This is a genomic window from Vibrio sinaloensis, from assembly GCF_000808535.1.
GTDB lineage: Bacteria > Pseudomonadota > Gammaproteobacteria > Enterobacterales > Vibrionaceae > Vibrio > Vibrio sinaloensis_D.
The window spans coordinates 87,425-102,500 of the sequence record NZ_JWLV01000017.1 but is presented as its reverse complement, the minus strand read 5'-3'; the positions used below and the strand labels follow the sequence as shown (position 1 = coordinate 102,500).

Below are 15,076 nucleotides of genomic sequence, written 5' to 3'. Positions count from 1 at the left end.
CCAGAGATCTTATTTAAACGTGTAGTTAAGCTGCATTGCAGAAATATAAGCGGTGCCTTCAGCTTCAAAGGTTCTCTCTTGATCTAGAGCATTCTCTTCAGTGAAAGAGCCTTTCGAACTTACAACTAATGCAAAACCAGCATCTAGAGACAAGTTATCACTCCACATATAAGTCACACCTGCGCTGTACCAACGTCGGTCACTGTCTGGGATACTTAGGGTCGCCTTACCTGCTTGCTCATCAAACGCGAAACCAGCTCTCAACGTCCAATCAGCGTTTAGCTGGTAAGTCGCACCCAAAGATAGTCGGTCATTATCTTCATATTTTTCAGGCTTGTAGAAACACTGTCCAGGGACTCCATCGTCACAGTCTGGGCTAGTTGCTTTTAGCTCCTCGAACGTACTCCAGTCCGTACGCTGCCAACCATAGTGAACCGCCCATTGCTCGTTCAGCTGATGGAAAGCAGAAAGTTCCATAATTGCAGGCAGGTCAATTTTTAAACGACCTGTCACTTTTGATTCCGTCGCAATACCTGAGTCATAGCTGCTGAACTCACCATCATCGAAATCGAGTTTAACGGCAGAGCGGTAGCCAAAGGCAAATCGATGGTTTTCATTCAACTCATAAAGTGCGCCAACATTCCAACCATAACCAAAAGTCTCACCAGTCATACCAATAAGACGGTCAGAGTACTGACCACCAACAAAATCAGCGGTTTCACCCTTATGCCTTGTAAGCTCCGCCTCTGCATAAACCAAATTGACACCAGCACCGACACTAAACGATTCGTTAATGCGGTAAGCAATATTTGGATTTAAGTTAACGGACAAAAGAGAAGTATGGCCAGCCATATCACCAGCAGAGATATCATCTGGATAATCCGTGGCGACACCGTAGTTTGTGAATAGACCTATACCCCAAGCCCAGCTATCGTTGATTGGGCTAATGTAGTAACTCGCTGGAACAACTTGAAGAGGAGCAACATCATCAGACTGCTCTTTGTTATCGACGTCGTAAACATTCACCTCAGGATCAACGATCGACAGCGCACCAGAAAAGGTGGTGTTTTCAAAAAGTGTCATGGCAGCGGGGTTACGTGCTAATACACTCGCATTGTCGGCGACCGCGCCTTCACCAGAAAACGCGCGACCGAGGCCCGATGCCGAGTGTTCTGCGACTTGGAAACCTGCGGAATGAGCGTTACACGCAAACAATATGGAGATTGTCAGCAGAGAGCAGTGCTTTTTATTCATCCTTGACCCTCCTAGGGTACGTTCTTTTTCGAATGGCATTGTTGTAGTTTTTGTTGTGCGACACTATGCGGAAATCGGATGTGAATACGCACAATGTTAATTAGATGTTATTTTTTGTATGTCGAAATGTCAAAAAATAACCAACATTGGCGCATCAAAAATGACGCATTAGTCATAGCAATAATATAAAGCGTTGTATTATCTACACTTATCTACAGAAAGTGGTCAGATCAGATTTGTTATCGATTACATTGTTTAGATATCGAACCAAGTGAGTGAAAAACCAACAAACATCCAAAGGCAAGTAGCTTGTCTTAGGCGTTTTCAGCAACAACACGAAACTGATAATAACGTTTGCCTCTCATCGATGCGGTTAATCGTTACAATCCCTTACGCGACTTACGAAACTTCAGAAAGAAAATAAGCCAGTCGAACGACTGGCTTAGAGAAAGGTGTGAAAAAGTAGATTTCTAAGACTACTGTTTGTACTCGTCTGGAACCTCAGCGATGTAAATAGACGGTACGCCCTCGAAATCACTAGTGAACAGTACACCGTCATCATTTGGTGTAAATGATGGATGAGGATGAGTAATTTGGCGATCCCCGTCTAGCACTTCCCAAGAAGAGTTATGTTTCGCCAGTTTCGCGAATGTTTTGTTCTTGGTGTTTAGGACGTACAAGAATGGGTCGTTTTCAATATCGTAACTATCACTGTCTGCGACATCGACGGGTGCATCACAACCATCACCCACCATCAAAGAACCGTCAAAGTTACTCATTAAGTGTGAACATGGCGGCATCACCATCACTTCTTCGTTCTCTAACGTATCTGGATTTGCTTTGTAAATGACTCGTTCGGTTTGACCTTTAAAGTAGGAAACATAAGCCATAGCGCTGCCATCCGGAATCCAAAACTCGTGTGTGCAAGACTCGCCTGTTTCATGTTCCTTGATCTTACGAACATGAGAGCCATCCTCATTGACCAGCCACATACGTGCGTCAACAAGATCGTGCGGACCTTCATGACAGAACCCGATGGTTGAATCGTCAAATGGTCGATAAATGGGATGCCCTAACCAAGCGTCTTCTTGATGCACCACTTCTAGCTCACCGGTTTCAATATCAACCTTTATTAAGCGACAAGTCGGCTGAGTATGGTAAAAATCATGGAATTTTTGCCAATCGGTGAGCGGTTTCCAACACGATTTGAGAATTTCGATCCCCACTAATTTTGTGCACTCAGAGTTTGCGACCCAAGTGCCGTAGCCTTTCCATTCTTCATCCACGGTGTAGATGACGTTTTCCTTGAGCGTTTCAAGATCGACCTTCATTAAATGAAGTTCATTTTTAACATAGAAAAATGACTTATCATCTTCAGAGATAAATCCACCGAACGTATTATCACCTGAACCTTCGGTCAACTGTGTCGCTTTCTGAGTATCCAAATCCAGTAGGTAGTAGTTTCGATTTCCGTCAAAATCACCAGCAAATAGGAGCTTTCTTCCATCCTTGGTAAAGCATTTTTGATAAAAGTAATTACGATGGCACGTTATTCCTTTAGGAGTTAAACGCGTGACCTTTACCTGAGTATCACTATCTAAAAACGACTCAAACTCTAGAGTAATTTGATTACCTTTGGCCATAAAAAATCTCCTGAAGAGAGGCGGCCTATCACGCCAGCCTCTCAGGTTAATGTCAATTAGTTGGAAGAAGCGACGACCGTTTGGGAAGAGTCATCAAGTTGTGCACTTTTCTTGAGCCCGTATCCGACAGCAAAGATAACCGCGGCGCACGCTAAGAAGAGTAGTCGTCCCCATAGCGGGTTCGGGATAAGCACCATTAAGGTCAGTCCTGCCGCCATATACGTTACTAGAGTTCCAAGTTTAGCTCGCTGCATACGGTCAACGATGTCTTGGCCTTCTTCAGAAACACACTCTGTATCAACATCTTTGAAGAACTCTGCTGTTTTCTCCAAATATGGGTCGTTCTCCGGCTTGTAGAACAAGGTTGTTAAGCAGAAGAAGCCCGCGGTAAAGATTAGGTGTGCCACGATAGTAATCATAGTGCGAAGTTCACCCACCTCACGTCCTGTCAACTCTTCGATGCCAAACCAGCCTGCGACGAATTGTGGAGTGAAGATGTTAACGACAGACCAAGATACGCCCATACCGAACACAACCGTTGCCCATGGTGCCCACTTAGGTGTTTTACGAATAATGATACCTAAGAACAGTGGAACCAAGATTGGAGATTGAAGCAAGGTTGCAACCTGCATCATCAAATCAAATAGGCTTAGGTGCTTCAGTGAGTTGAAGAATTGAGCCATCAAGATAACAAGAATACCGTTCACTAGACACGCAATCTGACCTGCGCGAAGGAGTTCTTTGTCACTCGCTTGACCTTTACGCACAATATTAGAGTAGAAGCTGCGAACAAAAATACCAGAGTTACGGTTTAGCGCAGAGTCCATTGATGACATTGTTGCAGCAAATAGGCCAGCCATGAGTAGGCCAACAGTACCGATTGGCATTGTTTCACGGGCAAACACAAGGTACACCGCATCGCTCGCTTTAGCGCCCAGTTCTGGGTAAGCTGCCGCGGCATCAGGGTACATAATCGCTGACGCCCAAGGTGGAATGAACCAAATAATCGCACCAAAGACCATCATCACTAGAGCCATCGCTGCGGCTTTAGTTGCGTTATTTGAGTCTTTTGCATTGAGGAATCGGTAAGACTCCTGCATGTTGTTAATACTTTGAAGCTGCTTAACAACAAAGAAGATAAAGGTACATACAAGCAATAGCGGATAGTTCATATCCGGTCCCATGATGAAACCACCAGGGAACTCATTGATGATTTCGCTAGGGCCACCCACAAAGTACAATGCAACGCCTGCACATGCGATAGAGATGACGGCAACCACCAAGGTTTGAATGAAGTCTGATGCGACCACACCCCATGCTCCGCTAAGCAGCGAAATCACAAGTACTGCCGCACCTGTCACATAGATGGTCGTAATAATGTCGGCATCGAACACAGCCGATGCAAAGACACCAAGACCATTTAGCCAAACGCCCGCGTTGATAACGCTCAGTGGAATAATAACCCACGTAAAGAACTGTTCATTGACTGAGCCAAAGCGGCGCTTAACACCCTCAGTTGGCGTATCAACTCGCATCTGGCGAAAGCGGCGAGCGAAGTAAAAAATCGCAAACACGTAGGCAACCATGTTACCAACAAATACCGCCAGTACGGCGAAGCCATCGTTAAATGCTTTGCCCGCAGCACCAGTGAATGTCCAGGCAGAGAATTGCGTCATAAACGCCGTTGCACCGACCATCCACCAGAGCATTTTACCGCCCCCTCGGAAGTAGTCACTGGTACTGTTACTCGCCATTTTTTTAAATAGCAAACTGATTGCGACCATAAGCGCAAAGTAGCCCGCTATTACAAGATAATCGTATTCCATATCAGAAACCTCGAAACGCTGTTTTAATTTAAGAAAATTATAATTTCAAAAAACAAACGTTACTGTGACAAAAATCGAAACAACGGTTCATTTTTCATTTTAGGCCTAGTATTGTGATAAAAGTCACCTAAGTTGATCTTGTCAATTATAGACGTAGTGTTGTTGTCAGTTCTTTACCTGCCTCAACCAATAGGCGTTTTCTGTTCTGAGCACTCTGTGAGTGGCAACGGCAAGCTGACAACTAGCAAAAAAACAGAAGGCCCCCACTGGGAGCCTTCTTAGTATCACGGTGATTGATCAATCAGTTCAACGAGCTGTCTATCAACGCTTTAACGGCTTTCGCTTCAAGCATACCCGGCACTGGTTGTTCAAGATCGATAATCGATGCCTGTTTCAAGCGTTTGAATTGCGTCATATCGACGGGTTTGCCTTGCACATCCACAGTCACTCCATCAGAGATAAAGCGATTGTTTGAGGCTTCACTGCTATTGACGACATCGTCGTAACGACTGTCAACGTGGAAGCGAAGCGATTTGTTGTTGCTAAAGACTCCCTGTTTGACCTCTTGTGAGTAAGGGCTTTGACGGAACAAGAAATTAAACCGCTTATTGTCGATGGCAATGTTGTTGCTCACCGTCACCGTTCCGGGGTTAAAGTTGTCCGTGAAGCCATCCATGTTATTGTTAAATGACAAGCTGTTTTTGATTACATGCGGCACTGGAAGTCCCTCACCGCCTAGTTTAAAGCCGTTACCGATCGTCCCACCTTTATTGGCCACATCGAGCGTACGTCCATTACTGAAAGCAATGGAGTCGATAATGGTCACGGCACCATTTGGACCATCTTCAACTTTGTTGAACAAATCCCATCCATCATCAATATTGTGGTGAGCAACACAGCGGATGAAGGTGTTTCCGTCTCCAACACGCATCTTAGCGGCAAAGCCGTCCGCGTTAATTTGCGAAGGATCCATGTTGTTGTAACTTTCGCTGTCGATAACTGTGTTGTAGCTTGCCCAAAGTGCTCGACCAATACGCTCTGGTGACGTAATTTGGAACCCTGTGTCTGGCGCGCCATGCGTGGTCATTCTTTCGAACGTGTTGTGACTACCATGAACAACAAAAAGCGCCCCTGAAACTTCGATGTCTTCGTATTTCCAATAGTTGGCTTCATGAATCAGATTGCCGACAAAACGAACATTGTCGCCAGCTTTGGTCAACGTTTTCACTGCATCCGCACTACCACTGGCAGAAATTGGAATGGTCGTCGCATCATAATCACCAGAAAGCAGCTTTATTACACCACCAGGTGGCAACATCTGTATCGCGCTTTCTAAGTCTAACGGCTGAGTGGAACTGCCTGTACCAGCTGAAGTCCCTGTAGGTGACACATACATGGCGTTTGGATTCGAAATCTCGACACGCTCAACCACAATCGACTCTTTAACCGGTTTAACGCTCGGACCTTCAATCGGTGTAAACGTAATATCAAAGACTTGTGATGCGTCTTTCAACAGTATCGCATGACGGTACAGATCACCGGCATTCACTTTTGCTTCATCAAGTAAGAATCCCTGATGGTGAACTTGATATACGCCACTGTAATTGGATCGAGCTTGCAAGGTGTAATCATCAACAACCGACACGCTTGGCGACGCGACTTGGAACACCACCTCATCTTGCTTGGCTTGGAACTTAGGCGCGTTGACCGTCTTCGCTGGTGACAATGCCAACTCAACGTTTTCCACATTAACTTTCGCGTTTCTGGAAGCAAAGAAACCGACGTATTGACTCTCAGCATCTTGCATCTCAACAATATTCGCATTGGCGCCAGCGACATGATGTTTGAGATGTTCCTCGCCATTACGGTAAGCAACTTCAAATCCTTCATTAGTGCGTGTCAAGCTCATAGAGTAGCGTTCGGTCTCTCCGTAACTCACACCTTCCCTGTAATCCACGCGGCTCAAACGGTTACCCGCCGTTCCCCAAGGTTGATAAACACCTTCTCGAAACGATGCGTTGATGTTCACCATGCCATCATTGGTGCGTGAGTGAGAACGCAATAGGTTCATCACCATGTTCGATGCAGAAGGAAACTCTTCATGCCCTTCGGGTTGCGGTACCAATCGCTCAGCGCCAACAATATCGCGGACCATAATGCCCGCGCCTTCCTGACGATTCGGTGTCGCGCCGGTTTCTGGGCCAAGCTGAATCAGTTCAATATCCGCAGACAGCGTGAAGTTGTAGCTCGTTGGAATCTCCGTGTAATAGAAGGTTAACCCTTCATGTGAATTGGCCAGTTTTCCACCTCGACTTTCAATCGTGAAACGCTGTTCTAGTGGCCCTTCCTTCACTTCTTTCCCATTGACCGTCACCTGATTCAGCCCAACTTTTTCAGGCAAAATGGTTGAACCAAAGTTTAAATCAGTTGATTGTCCAAAAGTGACGGCCTTCCATACCAAGTTGTCAGAAGATAGTGTCTCAGCATAAGCCTGTGGGATCAGAGCCGCTGCGAGGCAAAGTGCAAGCGTATGTTTTTTCATTTTGCCGACTCCTTAAAAGCTGTATTTCACGCCAAAACGATAACGCATTGCGTAGTCGTCTTTATAACCGTCATTGTCTTTATCAAAGGTCAATGCTCCGACTTCAACGAACGGAACCCACCCACTCGACAGCTGGCTATATTCGGCAAAGAAGTTCACTAAATGGTCGCGATCTTTGTCTTTCCAACCACCCGCTCCCGACTCCAAATCTTTGTATTCAAGATCAACGCCGACCTTACCCCAGCTTAAGCGATAGTCCGTGACCACGTTCCACTGGTGATAGCTTGAATTGTCACCATTAACACGTCGCTGATCGCCATATCGATAACGCACATTAGCGCCCCAGTTATCGGTCAACTTTGTTATCGCGCGTAGGTTGTATTTATGCGTAGTTGATGAGCTTGATGCATCCGCTGCATAAGAAGGTTGAAGCGTCCAGTTTTCTGTCAATTGATAGTTGTAGCTAACACCGACTTCATGGCCACCACTCTTCATTCCCGACATAAACTGATCGTCATCGTGGCGCCACTTAGCCTCAACGGAAAAACCAATGCCATTTTCAAAACGGTGAGACACCGTAATTCTGTCACGATGCTTGTCACCATCACGATCTGGCATGAATTCATGTCGTAAGTTGATAGAGGCAGCAGATGCCGCAGTTGAAGTCACCGCGAATAGGATGGATAGGGTTAACAGTTTTATTTTCATTTTAAAACACCGTTTTGTTTTATAGTAAACTTAGTTTTAATATATAGAGAGAAACACAAATCTGAAGAGACACCTGTTCAAATTGTGATCTTTAAAACAGCGTTTTAAAATTGAAAGGAAAAAAATGTGACGCAGCTAGATTGGGTAATTATCGTCGGTTATTTCGCCTTTATTGGCTTTGCCGCATATCTGTTTAGAAAGTTTGCAACCTCGTCGAGTAGCTTTATTCAAGGGGGCGGCTCCATGGTTTGGTGGATGGCCGGTGCGACCGCCTTTATGACACAGTTTTCGGCGTGGACATTCACTGGCGCCGCAGCAAAAGCCTATGAAGATGGGATAAGCATCCTGTTTGTTTTTTGGGGAAACGCACTTGGGTTCTTTGTTGCCGCCGCTTATTTCGCCAAACGTTACCGTCGGCTGAGAGTCGAGACAGCAATGGAAGTGATACGCCTGAGGTTTGGTAACACCTCAGAACAAGCTTTTACTTGGCTAAGTTTCCCAATCACGTTAATTGCATGCTCCATATGGTTAAACGGGCTGGCCTCATTCTTAGCAGCGACCTTCATGATTAACGTTCAACTGACCATCGTCGTGATCTCAATAGTAGTCACATTCATTGCTCTGTCTGGCGGAACTTGGGCGGTATCCGCCACTAATGTCGTTCAACTGATATTGCTTGTTGCGATTACTGTGATTGTTGGCATATACGCGTTAAAGGAACTACACATAAATGGAGGTATACCTGAGCAAGCATCATGGGCCAATTGGGTAGGTCAAGACATTACGTATTGGCAAATCTTCGTTGCTTGGGCATGTGCGATGCTCCTCCAGCAATCATTCAGTACCAACAACAGTATCAGCAGCTACCGCTTTCTTGCCACTGTCAACGAATCGCAAGCCACCAAATCGGCCCTTCTTGCCGCCGTTTTGTTTGTGATAGCTCCTGTGCTCTGGTTTGCGCCGTCGTGGGTCGTCGCTGCGCTCAACATTAACCTACATGACGCTTTTCCAAGTCTTGGTCACTCCGCCAACAATGGCGCTTACCTGTATTTCATCACTGAATACATGCCAAAAGGGCTACTTGGCCTTGTGCTGGTGGCGATGTTAGCAGCAACGGTTGCACCAATGACGGCTGCACTCAATCGAAACGCAGGGATTGTGGTGCGCAACGTCTATCAAACCATAATCAATCCACAAGCCAGTGAAATAGACCAACTTCGAATGAGTAAGAGTGCGACGATTGCAAGTGGGATGATCGCTGCGATAACGGCAATTCTGTTTAGTTTGGTCGAACGCTATAGCCTGTTTGAGCTGATGATGCTGTTTAGCGCTTTCATTCAAATGCCGCTGACCATCCCGTCACTTCTCGCGCTTATTTTTCTGAGAACCCCAGACTGGTCGGGATGGGCAACCATTCTATTTGGTCTTATCGTCTCGGCAGGTATGTTCTTTCTCTTCGATGTTAATCAACTGGCAACATTGCTAGGCTGGGCAGCACTGACCCCTCGAGAGCAAGTGGATTTACATATCGTCAGTACGTTGGCAGCTCATATTGTGTTTACTGGTGGTTTCTTCTGTTTGACAGCGCGGTTTTATCAACCGTCACAACGAAGCCAGCTATTGCTGACACGGCTCAATACGCCGTTAGCTGAGAAAGAGCAAGCTCAAGTGGACGCAAGGCACGGACAATACTTGGGCAAGTTATGTATTGTATTAGGGCTCTGTATTGGCATGATTGGGCTTTTTCCAACAATTTCAGACAGATGGGTTTACCTTGCTATTGCAACACTCATCATTCTGTCAGGTTTTGGGCTTAATGGTTCCATTCATCGTCCAAAGACCAGCCACGCTTAAGGCAATAAAAAGCGCCTCGTATCAACGAGGCGCAAATCAAAGTGGCGAAGCACAAATTGTATTATTGTGGGTTGATAACACCAGCGACTTCAGAGACAAGCGTTGCCAGCTCATCCCATTTTTCGTTGTCAATCAAATCATTGGGCACCATCCAAGTACCACCACAAGCCAGTACGCTGTTAATGGCTAGGTAGTCGTTTACATTGCTCGGGCTAACGCCACCCGTCGGCATAAACTTAACTGGGTAAACTGCCGTTAGTGCCTTGAGCATTGCGACACCACCAGAAGGCTCTGCTGGGAAAAACTTCAATGTATCGAGCCCCATCGCCATGGCTTGTTCGACTAAACTCGGATTGTTGACTCCCGGTACAATAGCAACATTGCGCTGTTGGCAATACTTGACCGTTTCAGGGTTGAAACCTGGGCTCACAACGAAATCAACGCCAGCCTCGATCGCTTGGTCAACGTGTTGTGTATTTAGAACGGTTCCAGCGCCAATCAGCATATCTGGGTACGCTTCACGCATGGCTTTCATTGCCAATGCCGCCTGTTCGGTTCGAAAGGTCACTTCCGCACAAGGCAAGCCATTTTCGATCAAGACCTGAGCGAGTTTCACAGCCTTCGACGCATCTTTAATCGCGATGACAGGAACAACTTTAATTTCTGATAACTGTTGATTAAGTGTTTTCATTTGTATTTCCGTTTATTAAATTGTTGGCATTAGCTTATTGGCAATGATAGCACCACGATGTTGAATGACCGTACCCGCGACCGCATGGCCGGCTTCGGCCGCTTCGGTGCTTGTTCCTCCTAAAATACGTTTAGCTAAGTAGCCTGCGCTAAAGGAATCCCCGGCAGCGGTGGTATCAATAATCTGTTCTACCTCTTGTGGTGCCACGGTATTCCACCCTTCAGAGGTGACGATATAACACGCCTCCCCACCTCGTTTAATGACAATTTCTTCCACACCGAGTGCTTGTGTTCGCTCTATCGCTTCAAGTTCTTGCTCATCGCCATAGAGCGCTTGCTCATCTTCGAAAGTCAAAAACGCGATGTCCGTGATCGACAGAATTTCTTTGTATAGGGCACGAGCCTGCTCTTTGCTTTCCCATAGTGCTGGCCTAAAGTTGTTGTCGAACACAATCTTTACCCCATCTCTGCGACATAAAGCCAGCAAGTTGATCAAAGACTGACGGCAATCTGGCGCTAAGATGGCTAAGCTGATACCACTTAGATATACCATTTGATGAGCACAAAGATCTTTGGCAAAAGAAAGCAGTGCGCGTTCTCGCAGCCAGTATTTTGCTGCAGAATCATTTCGCCAGTAGTAAAAGCTTCGCTCTCCACTCTCATCAGTCTCAATCGCGTAAATACCCGGAAGTTTCGTTTCAGAGCGGTACACCAACTCAGTATTGATGTGCTCTTCTTGCCAAGCCTCTATCATTTCTTTACTGAAAGGATCTTTTCCTAACCCAGTCACATAAGAAGTGTTCACTCCATGGGCATGGGTGAGTCGAGAAAGATACACTGCGGTATTTAGCGTATCACCACCAAAACTTTGTTGAACTGAGCCATCGATTTTTTTCAGCTCAACCATGCATTCGCCAATTACTGCAACACGTTTTATTGGGTTCATAGTCAGTCTCCAATTCACTTAATAGGGTTATTATCCCACAAACAAACCACTTAAAATATTTTTTTAAAACAACGGTTCATTTTAATGTGAACAAGATCTAACAATCCATTTTGCGCCAAGAATGAGGCAAACAAAAAAAAGCCAGCACAGAGTGCTAGCTTTACTTATTCCCGATTAATGAGTAGTGAGTGCGTTTCTAGTCGATCAAAGACTTCACGTACTCTGCCATTTCTGGCACTTGGCAGTTAGAGAAGAAACACTCTTGGAACTGAGCACCACCCACTGCTGTTTTCACCAACTCTTGGTCAATAGCTCGTAGAGATTCAATCACGTCTTTCGCTACCGCCGCTTTGACATCATTTAGGATAGCAGCGTTCGCTTGCTGTGGTGCAGCGCGCTCTACTGGATAACCTTGACCTCGCTCACCGGTGAACGCTTTCTCAAAGATGTAGCGAACATTAAGCTCTCCAGCCCAGCCAAAACCTTTAGCAAACGCTAAAGAGATCGCGTTGCCGTTGTTGATCTGGTTGAACAAGAAAGCGTCTGACGGCTCTAAGCAATAACCACATACAACCCCTGGGTGGAGGTTGCTTGACATCATCGCGCCTTGGCCAGTACCACAACCCGTTACAACAAAATCAACGGATTTTGAGTTCAGTAAAATGCTCGCCATAATACCAAGATGGATGTACGTTAGGTGGTGATCATTTTCATCCCTCATACCGACATTAAATACGTCATGACCTAGTCCACCCGCAACTTGGTTCAGTTCAGCGGCAACCATCGCATTTTTTGGTGCTTGGCTGTTTTCCATCATTAGAGCAATTTTCATAGTGTTCTCCCGCAGAAATCTGCGATTCAAAGTTAAATTTTAAACAAAGTCTTTGCGCATTGGCGTGAAATTATCAATCAGAACGCCTGCCTCTAGGCAGACACAGCCATGCTCAACATTCGGCTCTTTGTACATGGTATCGCCCGCTTTAACGATGGCCGTTTTGTCACCAATAGTGAACTCAAACTCACCTGAAAGAACGTAAGTGAGTTGCTCATGAGGATGGCTATGCATTGAGCCAATCGCACCTTTTTCAAAGTGTACTTCCACAGCCATCATATTGTCGCTATGCGCTAAAACTTTACGTGAAATACCCTCTCCTAGGTTTTCTAATTGGATATCTTGGTTGTGTACAAACATGGCGTTACCTTGTTTCCTATCAATGTGTTGCTGCGGTTTGGTTCTGTTCTCTAACAAGACGAAGGATCGTCATTATATTCATCGTAATGACGGTAGCCTCTAGCAGCATGCCGCCTAACGATCCCACGTGGATATTGTTAATAAGCCAACACGTTGCGCCGATTAAAAAGCCGATTCGCATGGGAATACCCTTCAACATAAATACAGAATAGGTGCCTACCACCATTCCTGCTATCGACCACAAATCCCAATACGTTTCAGAAAAACAGACACCGAGAACCAAACCCAGTGTTATATAAAAAGCAGCGACAGCCTTCGAAGAAATGTAAATAGCTGTCGCCGTTCTCAACGCAGAGAGCAACGCACTCAACGCTGAGACAATCGAACCTAATAGCAAGAAATGTACAAGGTGATTTAGATTAAATAACAACATCATGATTTTCAGCTTTCGATCATTTTTTTGATAGAAAGTGGAGATGCCAAGGGCAAAACTCACAAACCCTAATGCTTGAGCCAGCGTTATTGAATCCATATCCGTTGTCACTTCATGCTCGTCGATGAATTAGCGTGATAACCAGCCACCATCAACAGCAATGGTATAGCCGTTGATGTAATCTGAAGCACTTGAGGCTAAGAATACACACGGACCAGCTAAGTCTTCTGGAGTACCCCAACGTGCTGCAGGAATACGATCAACAATCTCTTTATTGCGAGACTCGTCAGCGCGAAGGGCCGCAGTATTGTTAGTCGCCATATAGCCTGGTGCAATAGCATTCACGTTGATGTTCTCTTTCGCCCACTCGTTCGCCATGAGCCGAGTCACGCCCATAACACCACTTTTAGACGCAGTGTATGAAGGTACGCGAATACCACCTTGGAAAGAGAGCATAGAAGCGATATTGATGATTTTGCCGCCTTCACCTTGTGCAATAAACTGCTTCGCGACAGCTTGAGACATAAAGAACACAGACTTAACGTTGATGTTCATTACGTCATCCCAATCTTGCTCTGAAAACTCAATCGCGTCGTTGCGACGGATGATTCCAGCATTGTTGACCAAAATATCGATGCGGCCAAGTTCAGTAACAGCACGATCAACAATTGACGGAATGTCGTCTAGCTTCATTAAGTTCGCACGGATATCAACAAACTTACGCCCAGTCTCTTCGATCTTTTGAATCGTTTCTGTTGGCTCAGTAATGTTCACACCAACAATGTCACACCCGGCATTCGCAAGGCCCAACGCCATGCCTTGACCTAGCCCTGTATCACAACCTGTCACGATGGCAACTTTGCCTTTTAAATTAAATGAATCAAGAATCATGCTTGTATCCTCAGCTGTAAAATGTAGCGACTAACCGTTTGTGAGTCACTGTGTGTGAAGCAAACATATCAGCATTTGAAAAACACAATCAATTATTTTTGAAAAAGCGTTTCAAAAATATTGATGACGATCTTGTTTTTCTAAAAATCACAATTGAGCGGTTTCAAATTTTTGAAAAGGCTTTTTAAAAATACTGGTAGAACAAATTACGAGGCGTATAATGACGACCAAAAGGTTAGAACCAAGGCAGAACAATGGAAAAAAATACTCAACCCGAAGCGGTCTCTTCCGTATTAAAAGTATTCAGTATTTTGCAAGCACTCGGTGAGCAAAAGGAAATTGGCGTATCTGAACTTTCACAACGTTTGATGATGTCGAAAGCAACGACTTATCGCTTCTTACAAACGATGAAAACTCTGGGCTATGTCTCTCAGGAAGGTGAAGCGGACAAATACTCCCTAACACTCAAACTGTTCGAGTTAGGGGCTAAATCTCTTGAATATGTTGACTTAATCGCACTAGCCGACAAAGAGATGCGAATCATCTCCGAACAGACGAATGAAGCACTGCACTTAGGCGCGCTTGACGAGAATGCGATCATCTATATCCATAAAATTGATTCTGGCTACAACCTAAGAATGCAATCACGTATTGGTCGTCGCAACCCACTGTACAGTACCGCTATTGGTAAAGTGTTACTTGCGGAACGTGAAGAAGCGTTCATCCGCGATACTCTTAAAGAGGTCGAGTTCATCAAACACACGGATAAAACCCTTGAAAACACAGAGCAACTGTTGGCAGAACTGAGTGTGGTCAAACAGCAACACTATGCTGAAGACAATGAAGAACAAGAGCCGGGCCTACGCTGTATTGCCGCTCCGATTTACGATCGTTTTGGTGTTGTGATTGCCGGACTATCGATTTCATTCCCAACGATTCGCTTTGATGAAAAACGCTTGTCGTACTACGTGAGCTTACTGCATAAAGCAGGCAAGAACGTTTCTGAACAACTGGGTTACCAACACTACCCAGAAGTGTAATCGACGATATCGAAAGCGGCGCATGCGCTGCTTTTTTTTCAACCCAATTGGCATTTT

The 15,076-nt window shown here is 45.4% G+C and carries 13 protein-coding genes; 2 read left to right on the top strand and 11 right to left on the bottom strand.

Going from position 1 to position 15,076, the window contains the following annotated elements; translation table 11 throughout:
• Positions 1-9: 9 nt before the first annotated feature.
• The 5 genes from RJ47_RS11890 to RJ47_RS11870 form a co-directional block, all read right to left on the bottom strand.
• Positions 10-1,254 (bottom strand): outer membrane protein transport protein, encoded by a 1,245-nt coding sequence (locus RJ47_RS11890; RefSeq protein WP_005469764.1) that lies wholly within the window; start codon positions 1,252-1,254, stop codon positions 10-12.
• A 476-nt stretch (positions 1,255-1,730) separates the two neighbouring features.
• A complete protein-coding gene (locus RJ47_RS11885) occupies positions 1,731-2,897 on the bottom strand; it encodes an oligogalacturonate lyase family protein (protein WP_039483996.1) in 1,167 nt (388 codons plus the stop codon).
• 56 nt (positions 2,898-2,953) lie between these two features.
• The gene (locus RJ47_RS11880; protein WP_039483994.1) at positions 2,954-4,723 is read right to left on the bottom strand and encodes a sodium:solute symporter family protein; all 1,770 of its coding nucleotides are present in this window, start codon (positions 4,721-4,723) and stop codon (positions 2,954-2,956) included.
• Positions 4,724-5,024: 301 nt separating this feature from the next.
• A complete protein-coding gene (locus RJ47_RS11875) occupies positions 5,025-7,265 on the bottom strand; it encodes a right-handed parallel beta-helix repeat-containing protein (RefSeq protein ID WP_039483992.1) in 2,241 nt (746 codons plus the stop codon).
• A gap of 12 nt (positions 7,266-7,277) precedes the next feature.
• Positions 7,278-7,973 carry an oligogalacturonate-specific porin KdgM family protein gene (locus RJ47_RS11870; RefSeq protein ID WP_039483990.1) on the bottom strand — a complete coding sequence of 232 codons (696 nt, stop codon included), beginning with the start codon at positions 7,971-7,973 and terminating at the stop codon, positions 7,278-7,280.
• A 126-nt stretch (positions 7,974-8,099) separates the two neighbouring features.
• Here RJ47_RS11870 and RJ47_RS11865 point away from each other — a divergent pair, with 126 nt between their 5' ends.
• Positions 8,100-9,827: a sodium:solute symporter family transporter gene (locus RJ47_RS11865; protein ID WP_039483988.1), complete on the top strand. Its 1,728-nt coding sequence runs from the start codon at positions 8,100-8,102 to the stop codon at positions 9,825-9,827.
• 61 nt (positions 9,828-9,888) lie between these two features.
• On the opposite strand, the gene RJ47_RS11860 is transcribed toward RJ47_RS11865, so the two are convergent.
• From RJ47_RS11860 to kduD, 6 genes are all read right to left on the bottom strand, one after another.
• Positions 9,889-10,518, bottom strand: coding sequence for a bifunctional 4-hydroxy-2-oxoglutarate aldolase/2-dehydro-3-deoxy-phosphogluconate aldolase (locus RJ47_RS11860; protein ID WP_039483986.1), 630 nt, complete (start codon positions 10,516-10,518; stop codon positions 9,889-9,891).
• 15 nt (positions 10,519-10,533) lie between these two features.
• Positions 10,534-11,463 (bottom strand): sugar kinase, encoded by a 930-nt coding sequence (locus RJ47_RS11855; RefSeq protein WP_039483984.1) that lies wholly within the window; start codon positions 11,461-11,463, stop codon positions 10,534-10,536.
• Positions 11,464-11,659: 196 nt separating this feature from the next.
• On the bottom strand, positions 11,660-12,295 hold the full coding sequence (locus RJ47_RS11850; protein ID WP_039483982.1) for an RpiB/LacA/LacB family sugar-phosphate isomerase: 636 nt from the start codon (positions 12,293-12,295) through the stop codon (positions 11,660-11,662).
• A gap of 39 nt (positions 12,296-12,334) precedes the next feature.
• On the bottom strand, positions 12,335-12,655 hold the full coding sequence (locus RJ47_RS11845; RefSeq protein WP_039483980.1) for a cupin domain-containing protein: 321 nt from the start codon (positions 12,653-12,655) through the stop codon (positions 12,335-12,337).
• 19 nt (positions 12,656-12,674) lie between these two features.
• Positions 12,675-13,187, bottom strand: coding sequence for a YgjV family protein (locus RJ47_RS11840; RefSeq protein ID WP_039483977.1), 513 nt, complete (start codon positions 13,185-13,187; stop codon positions 12,675-12,677).
• 30 nt (positions 13,188-13,217) lie between these two features.
• Positions 13,218-13,979 carry a 2-dehydro-3-deoxy-D-gluconate 5-dehydrogenase KduD gene (gene kduD, locus RJ47_RS11835; protein ID WP_039483975.1) on the bottom strand — a complete coding sequence of 254 codons (762 nt, stop codon included), beginning with the start codon at positions 13,977-13,979 and terminating at the stop codon, positions 13,218-13,220.
• A gap of 254 nt (positions 13,980-14,233) precedes the next feature.
• On the opposite strand from kduD, the gene kdgR reads away from it, so the two are divergent.
• The gene (kdgR, locus tag RJ47_RS11830) at positions 14,234-15,019 is read left to right on the top strand and encodes a DNA-binding transcriptional regulator KdgR (RefSeq protein ID WP_039483973.1); all 786 of its coding nucleotides are present in this window, start codon (positions 14,234-14,236) and stop codon (positions 15,017-15,019) included.
• The last annotated feature ends 57 nt before the right edge of the window (positions 15,020-15,076 follow it).

Coding starts and splice junctions, on each gene's coding strand:
- RJ47_RS11890 (WP_005469764.1), bottom strand. CDS start 1,254: ATGAATAAAAAGCACTGCTCTCTGCTGACAATCTCCATATTGTTTGCG.
- RJ47_RS11885 (WP_039483996.1), bottom strand. CDS start 2,897: ATGGCCAAAGGTAATCAAATTACTCTAGAGTTTGAGTCGTTTTTAGAT.
- RJ47_RS11880 (WP_039483994.1), bottom strand. CDS start 4,723: ATGGAATACGATTATCTTGTAATAGCGGGCTACTTTGCGCTTATGGTC.
- RJ47_RS11875 (WP_039483992.1), bottom strand. CDS start 7,265: ATGAAAAAACATACGCTTGCACTTTGCCTCGCAGCGGCTCTGATCCCA.
- RJ47_RS11870 (WP_039483990.1), bottom strand. CDS start 7,973: ATGAAAATAAAACTGTTAACCCTATCCATCCTATTCGCGGTGACTTCA.
- RJ47_RS11860 (WP_039483986.1), bottom strand. CDS start 10,518: ATGAAAACACTTAATCAACAGTTATCAGAAATTAAAGTTGTTCCTGTC.
- RJ47_RS11855 (WP_039483984.1), bottom strand. CDS start 11,463: ATGAACCCAATAAAACGTGTTGCAGTAATTGGCGAATGCATGGTTGAG.
- RJ47_RS11850 (WP_039483982.1), bottom strand. CDS start 12,295: ATGAAAATTGCTCTAATGATGGAAAACAGCCAAGCACCAAAAAATGCG.
- RJ47_RS11845 (WP_039483980.1), bottom strand. CDS start 12,655: ATGTTTGTACACAACCAAGATATCCAATTAGAAAACCTAGGAGAGGGT.
- RJ47_RS11840 (WP_039483977.1), bottom strand. CDS start 13,187: ATGGATTCAATAACGCTGGCTCAAGCATTAGGGTTTGTGAGTTTTGCC.
- kduD (WP_039483975.1), bottom strand. CDS start 13,979: ATGATTCTTGATTCATTTAATTTAAAAGGCAAAGTTGCCATCGTGACA.
- kdgR (WP_039483973.1), top strand. CDS start 14,234: ATGGAAAAAAATACTCAACCCGAAGCGGTCTCTTCCGTATTAAAAGTA.